The organism is Sulfitobacter sp. HI0129, assembly GCF_001635395.1.
Lineage (GTDB): Bacteria > Pseudomonadota > Alphaproteobacteria > Rhodobacterales > Rhodobacteraceae > Sulfitobacter.
The window spans coordinates 1-5,160 of record NZ_LWGH01000364.1 but is presented as its reverse complement, the minus strand read 5'-3'; the positions used below and the strand labels follow the sequence as shown (position 1 = coordinate 5,160).

5 protein-coding genes are annotated in these 5,160 nt (G+C 64.7%); 3 read left to right on the top strand and 2 right to left on the bottom strand.

The window, feature by feature from the left end; translation table 11 throughout:
- Positions 1-54 precede the first annotated feature (54 nt).
- On the bottom strand, positions 55-276 hold the full coding sequence (locus A3764_RS25950) for a hypothetical protein (protein ID WP_236628154.1): 222 nt from the start codon (positions 274-276) through the stop codon (positions 55-57).
- A 112-nt stretch (positions 277-388) separates the two neighbouring features.
- Between A3764_RS25950 and A3764_RS09205 the strand changes: the two genes are divergently transcribed.
- Entirely contained in the window at positions 389-994 is a 606-nt protein-coding gene (locus tag A3764_RS09205; RefSeq protein ID WP_067951518.1) for an outer membrane protein, read from the top strand.
- A 121-nt stretch (positions 995-1,115) separates the two neighbouring features.
- Here A3764_RS09205 and A3764_RS09200 read toward each other — a convergent pair whose 3' ends face one another.
- Positions 1,116-2,297 carry a pyridoxal phosphate-dependent aminotransferase gene (locus A3764_RS09200; protein WP_067926883.1) on the bottom strand — a complete coding sequence of 394 codons (1,182 nt, stop codon included), beginning with the start codon at positions 2,295-2,297 and terminating at the stop codon, positions 1,116-1,118.
- Between the two features lie 242 nt (positions 2,298-2,539).
- Here A3764_RS09200 and cysS point away from each other — a divergent pair, with 242 nt between their 5' ends.
- Complete coding sequence (gene cysS, locus A3764_RS09195) at positions 2,540-3,931, top strand: cysteine--tRNA ligase (protein WP_067926864.1); 1,392 nt, start codon at positions 2,540-2,542, stop codon at positions 3,929-3,931.
- The coding region (gene cimA, locus A3764_RS09190; RefSeq protein WP_067951516.1) for a citramalate synthase at positions 3,928-5,160 on the top strand (1,233 nt) is incomplete at its 3' end. The genes cysS and cimA, both read left to right, overlap by 4 nt.

The following is a 5,160-nucleotide window of genomic DNA, read 5'->3' as shown; positions in this document are numbered from 1 at the left end:
GTCTGTCATCTTGGGTTCCGGATCGGATGGAGGGTCAGGGCGGCGACGGGGGGTTCAGGCCGCCGGTGCCCCCCGGGCCGCACGCCCGCGCAGGGCGCCGATGGTGCGGCTGACGCGTGCGATGATGCAAAGTTCGTCCTTCATCCGGGTCATCCCTGCAAACCGGTTGGCTCGCAGGATGGGTGGCGACAGGGCGCGCGTCTGCTCCGTTTGCGACACCTGTTCAGTTTGCGACATTTCGCCACCGTGGCGGAAAGGTTCCACGTCACCGAACACGTTTGCGTGACCTGCGAAAACCTTTGTAGGGCTGGGGCGTTCATGGGGTATGGCAAGACATATCAAGTCACATATCAAGACGAATTCGACAAAGGACCGGAAAGGTACGAGCATGTTTTCAAGACCGAGAAATTCCACACTTCTGGCCGCGGCCCTTCTGGGCGGCAGCGCCCTTGGTTCCGCCGCCATCGCTGGAGACCTCCAGCCCACGGTCGTCGAACCCCCGATCGTCACCGCACCGCCCGCGCCGGTCGATTTTGCTGACCCCAATGACTGGACCGGTTTCTATGCCGGTGGTCAGCTGGGCTATGCCGACATCGACGGTAACCTGAGCGGCGACGGCGCTATCGGCGGCGTGCACGCCGGTTACGATTATGACTTCGGCACGCTCGTTCTGGGCGGCGAGGTGGACTATGACACGTCAGACGCCGATTTCGGCGGCGGTGTGGCGCAGCTCGATTCAATCGCGCGCCTGAAACTGCGTGGCGGTTACGATTTTGGGCGGACGCTGCTCTATGCGACCGGCGGTGTCGCGCGCGCCGATACCAGCCTCGGGGATGAAACCGGCGGCTTCGGCGGTGTGGGCATGGCTTATCGCCTGACCGACAGTTTCGATCTGGGCGGCGAAGTGCTGTACCACGATTTCAGTGACATCGGCACGACCGGTATCGCGGTCGAAGCGACGACAGTGACCGTGCGCGGGTCCTTCCGCTTCTGATCCCACGGGATGATGAAAGATAAGAGCCGGGTGTGACCGCACCCGGCTTTTTTCGTATCGGTTCCCTGCGGGGGCGCTGCCCCCGGACCCCCGGAGTATTTGTCAAAGGGTGAAGGGGCGGTCAGGCGGGGGTGGCGGCACCTTCGCGGGCAAACTCGCAGAGCGTGCGCAGGGCGTCGGTGAAGGCCCGATCCTCGATGGTCATGGCGACGCGCACATGGCCCTTGGCGGCCTCCCCGAAGCTTTCCCCGGGCATGACCGCGATGTGATGCCGGTCAAGAAGCGCTTCGGCGAAGGCTTCGCCCGAAAGCCACGTGGCCCGGATATCGAGCATCAGGTACATCGCCCCCTGCGCCGGTACGAGCGAGACCGTGTTCTGCGCGGCGATGATTTCCTGCGCCAATGCGCGCCGTCTGCGGAAAGGTTCGGCGATTTCGGCTTCGAGCGGAGCGCCCTGAGTCAGTGCGAAGACGGAGGCATCCTGAATATAGCCGGGCACACCGTAGGTCGTATGGGTGGCGAGGTTGATGAGGTGATGCACCACGTCCTCCGGCCCTACGATCCAGCCGCAGCGCGAGCCGGTCATGGCGTGGGATTTGGACATGGAGCCAACGACAAGCGTGCGTTCCGCCATGCCGGGCAGGGCGCGGGGCGACAGGTGCTCGCCTTCCCAGACCTGCGTGTCATAGACCTCGTCCGAGATGAGCCAGAGGTCGCGTTTCTTGCAGACGTCTGCGATGCCTTCGAGCGTTTCGCGCGAATAGACAACGCCGGTGGGGTTGTTGGGCGTGTTGATCAACAGCGAGACCGCGCCTTCGGCGGCCGCGTTGATATCGGCGGCGCGGGGTTGAAACGCATCCTCCGCCCGGGTCGGTACCGCGCGGGGAATGGCGGAGACGCCCCTGATCGTGCCGGGGTAGGTCGCATAGTAGGGATCGAGGTAGAGCGCCACGTCGCCCGGGTCGCAGGTCGCGGCATGGGCCGCGAAGAGCGCCGATTGCCCGCCCGGCGTGATCACCACGTTGTCGCGCGTCGTGCGCACGCCGGTGCGCGCCTCGACCCGCTGGGCCACGGTGTCGCGCAGATGGGCGGTGCCCGGCACGGCGGCATAGCCCGTGTGGCCCGCCATCGCGGCGCGGTGCATGTCCTGCAGGATGGGGGCTGCCGTGCGGATGTCATGCTCTCCGATCGTCAGTTCGGTGACGGGAATGCCTTGGGCGATCATCGCGCGGGCGCGGTTGAAGACGCCCCAACCGTCCGAGCCGCCGCCCAGAAGCCCGGTGATCCGTGTCGATATGTTCATGTCGGCCTCCTGTAATTTGTCGCGCGCAGGGGCGCAGAGCGGCTGGCGATTGTCAATCGTCCGGGCTTGGCGGGGCCGGGCGCAGTTGCTATGCAAGGGCATGACCATGCACCGGATTTCCCTGATTTCCCCCTCCATTTGCCGCTGAGCCTTTCTGCGGGCGGCGCGTCGTCATTTTCTTCCCGACAAAAATGTGCCAAGCCCGCGCCAGACCCGCGTAACCGCCCGCGCAAGGACGACCCATGCAGAACGACCCGCAGATCACGCTCTACAATACCGCCCACCGCCGCAAGGAGGTGCTGGCCCCCATCACGCCGGGACAGGTGGGCATGTATGTCTGTGGTCCCACGGTTTATGATAGGGCGCATCTGGGCAATGCGCGCCCCGTGATTGTGTTCGACGTTCTCTATCGGCTGTTGCGGCAGGTGTACGGCGCGCAAAACGTCACCTATGTGCGCAACTTCACCGACGTCGACGACAAGATCAACGCCCGCGCCGCAGAGAGCGGCCGCGAGATCGGCGAGATCACCGAGGAGACGATTGGCTGGTTCCTGCAGGATATGGCGGCCATCGGTGCGTTGGAGCCCGATCACATGCCCCGGGCCACGGCCTACGTCGGGTCGATGATTGCCATGATCGAAGGATTGATCGCGCGAGGTAATGCCTACGAGGCCGAGGGGCATGTGCTGTTCCGCGTGCGGGAATTCGACGCCTATGGCGCGTTGTCGGGTCGGTCGGTCGACGACATGATCGCGGGCGCGCGGGTCGAGGTCGCGCCCTACAAGGAAGACCCGATGGATTTCGTTCTGTGGAAGCCGTCTGATGCGGCGACGCCCGGCTGGGACAGCCCGTGGGGCAGGGGGCGGCCCGGCTGGCACATCGAATGTTCCGCCATGGCGCATGAGATACTGGGGCCGCGCTTTGACATCCATGGCGGCGGGATCGATCTACAGTTTCCGCATCACGAGAACGAGATCGCGCAGTCGAAATGCGCGGGGCACGACTTTGCCAACATCTGGATGCATAACGAGATGCTGCAGGTCGAGGGCAGGAAGATGTCCAAATCGCTCGGCAACTTCTTTACCGTGCGCGACCTGTTGGATGACGGCGTACCGGGAGAGGTCATTCGCTTCGTGATGCTGAGCACGCATTACCGCAAGCCCATGGACTGGACCGACAAGAAGCGGGACGAGGCCGCGCGCGTTTTGCGGAAGTGGTACGCGCAGGTGGATGGCACCGTAGCGGGGGAGGTGTCCGGCCCGCTGCTGGCGCATCTGGCAGATGATCTGAACACGCACGCGGCACTGACAGAATGTCATCGCCTGGCGGGAGAGGGTGATGCCGCGGGTCTTGCCGCGGCCCTGCAGATGCTTGGACTGCTGGGGAATGACGTGCCGGCTTGGGCCGGCGAGGACGATGGCTCGGATGCCTTCACCCCGGCGCAGGAGGAAACGCTGCTGATCCTCCTTGAACGCCGCAAGACCGCCCGGCAGTCGCGTGACTTCGCTGAAGCCGACGCCATCCGTGATGGTCTTCTGGCTGCCGGTATCAAGGTGTTGGATACCGCGGAAGCCAATTCGGCCTTCGAAAAGCTCGAACATTTCGATCCCGACAAGCTCGAGGCTCTCAGATGACCCGCGAGCGCCTCTATCTCTACGACACCACGCTGCGCGACGGGCAGCAGACCCAGGGCGTGCAGTTTTCCACCGATGAGAAATTCGCCATCGCGGCGGCGCTCGACGCGCTGGGCGTGGACTACATCGAAGGCGGCTGGCCCGGGGCCAACCCGACGGACAGCGCCTTTTTCGATGCGGTCCCGAAAACGCGGGCCACGATGACCGCCTTCGGTATGACCAAACGCGCGGGCGTCTCGGCGGAGAATGACGATATCCTCGCAGCCGTGCTCAACGCGGGGACCCCATCCGTCTGTCTGGTGGGCAAGACCCATGATTTTCAGGTGCGCACTGCGCTGGGCATCGAACTGGAAGAGAATACAGAGAACATCGCCCGCTCGGTCGCGCATCTGGTCGCGCAAGGTCGCGAAGCCCTGTTCGATGCGGAGCATTTCTTTGACGGCTATCGCGCGAACCAAGGCTATGCGCTGGCCACCGTCCGGGCCGCGCTGGAGGCGGGCGCGCGCTGGATCGTGCTTTGCGATACCAACGGCGGCACCCTGCCGTCCGAGATCGGGCGCATCACCGGCGAAGTGATCGCGGCGGGCATTCCCGGGGATCGGCTGGGCATCCATACCCATGACGATACCGAAAACGCCGTCGCCTGCACGCTGGCGGCGGTGGATGCGGGCGCGCGGCAGATACAGGGCACGCTGAACGGTCTGGGGGAGCGTTGCGGCAACGCGAACCTCACCGCGCTCATTCCCATCCTGATGCTGAAAGAACCCTATGCGGAGAGGTTCGAGACCGGGGTGAGCCGCGAGGCGCTGGCCGGGCTGACGCGCACCAGCCGCATGCTGGACGAGATCCTGAACCGGGTACCGATGAAACAGGCGGGCTTTGTCGGCTCGTCGGCCTTTGCGCATAAGGCGGGCCTACATGCCAGCGCGATCCTCAAGGATCCTTCGACCTATGAACACATCGACCCGGGTCTTGTCGGCAATGCCCGCGTCATCCCGATGTCCAATCAGGCGGGGCAATCGAACCTGCGCCGCCGGCTGGCCAGCGCGGGGCTGGAGGTGGCGCCGGGCGACCAGGCCCTTGCGCGTATTCTCGAAGAGGTGAAGGCCCGCGAGGGGCAGGGCTATTCCTACGATACCGCGCAGGCCAGCTTTGAGCTCTTGGCGCGCGAGGCCCTTGGCCGGATGCCCGATCTCTTCGAGGTCAAGCGCTACCGGGTGACTGTTGAG